The organism is Vibrio sp. OPT46 (assembly GCF_015163535.1).
Taxonomy (GTDB): domain Bacteria; phylum Pseudomonadota; class Gammaproteobacteria; order Enterobacterales; family Vibrionaceae; genus Vibrio; species Vibrio alginolyticus.
Genome location: NZ_JADDYG010000584.1, coordinates 15,053 through 16,547, shown reverse-complemented (window position 1 = coordinate 16,547; position 1,495 = coordinate 15,053). Strand labels below are relative to the sequence as shown.

Genomic DNA, 1,495 nt, shown 5'->3' with positions numbered 1-1,495 from the left:
TCTGGCAGCATGACAGAAGCAGCACAGATATTAAGTGTGAGCCACTCAGCCGTAAGTCAGGCAATTAAATCGCTGGAGAGTCAAGTCAACAAGCCTCTGTTTGATCGCATAGGCAGACAAGTTCAACTCAATGCGGACGGTAAAAAGTATTACAGAAAGGTGGCACCCGCTTTAGAGCAAATTGTCGATGCAACGGAAGCACTCATCCAAGATCAGAATTTGCAACGTGTTACGCTCAATATGGTGAATTCATTGGCTCTTCACTGGTGGATTCCTCGAATGTCAGATTTACAAGGGTTTGCTCCTCAATTAGACGTTCGTTTATCAAACCTGTCTGGCAGATTCAATTTAGAACAAGAAGGTATCGACGCGGCCTTGGTGCATGGAAATCCCGAAGAATGGCAGGATTACTACTGCGAAAAGCTTAGTGAAGATGAACTGGTTTTGGTGTGCAGTCCTGAATTGATAGCGAAGACCAAGGACTCAAACATCACTCAACTCTTAAAGCAGTATCCCATCATTGAAGTTACTAACGAACGAAGAAAAAATGACTGGAACGTGTGGCTGGACGCGACGGGTATCCAGCGACCTAAAAATAAAAAACCAATCACTTTTAACATGTCGATACAAGCCGTCCAGGCCACAACTCGTCGTTTGGGGTTATTGGTCACTCATCGCTTGTTTGTGAAGGATGACATCAAATATGGTCAGCTAATCGAGCTGGGTGAACCCGTCATTAATCCTCATCAACAGCTTTACTTTGTATGCCCGCCACACAAGCTAAAGCTTGAATCGTTTCATCTGTTGCGATCTTGGCTACAACAATCATTCAACTATTAGAAACTTTTGTTAAGCACATTCACTGAAAAACTAGTATAAAGTTAGAAGAGCACTTTTCATCCAAGGATGGTTTATGAAGCAGTATCAAATATGGCTAAGCGCACTCTGTTTTGCAGTATCTTTGAGTACGACCGCTGAAGTAGAAAATGATAACCGCCTTTCAGAACAAGGGATCTCCACGGCAATTATTGGGGGTCAGCAGGCTACCCAAAACCAACTTCCTTTTTTTGCACGTCTTATTCTACATAAAACTGGCGCGAATCAGTTTGCCAATATTTGTGGGGGAACCATTGTAAACGACCGCTTCATTTTAACTGCGGCTCACTGCGTAGAACCAAGCGTTTTTACTGACGGCTGGACAATCAACGACCTACGAGTGTTAGTCAAAAACCCTACGATGAATGACGTGTTTGTTGAAGAATTCAAAGATGTTCGCTCTATCACGATTCATCCTGATTATGTGCCTAGCGATTTATGGATTAATGACATCGCTGTCCTTGAATTGACTAGACCTATCACCGATAACGTCCAATCCATCACTTTACCGCAAGACTTTGGAGACTACAGCAGCAAGTCAGTTTATCAGATATTCGGTTTAGGTCAGACCTCAACCAATGATGAAAGCCCCCCTAACTATTTACGCTGGGCAGAAGTA

The 1,495-nt window shown here is 43.3% G+C and carries 2 protein-coding genes; both read left to right on the top strand.

Going from position 1 to position 1,495, the window contains the following annotated elements; genetic code table 11:
* On the top strand, nucleotides 1-840 hold an 840-nt coding region (locus IQR33_RS23280; RefSeq protein ID WP_193844091.1), incomplete at its 5' end, for a LysR substrate-binding domain-containing protein.
* 73 nt (nucleotides 841-913) lie between these two features.
* A partial coding sequence (locus tag IQR33_RS23275; RefSeq protein WP_193844090.1) for a S1 family peptidase occupies nucleotides 914-1,495 on the top strand: 582 nt, incomplete at its 3' end.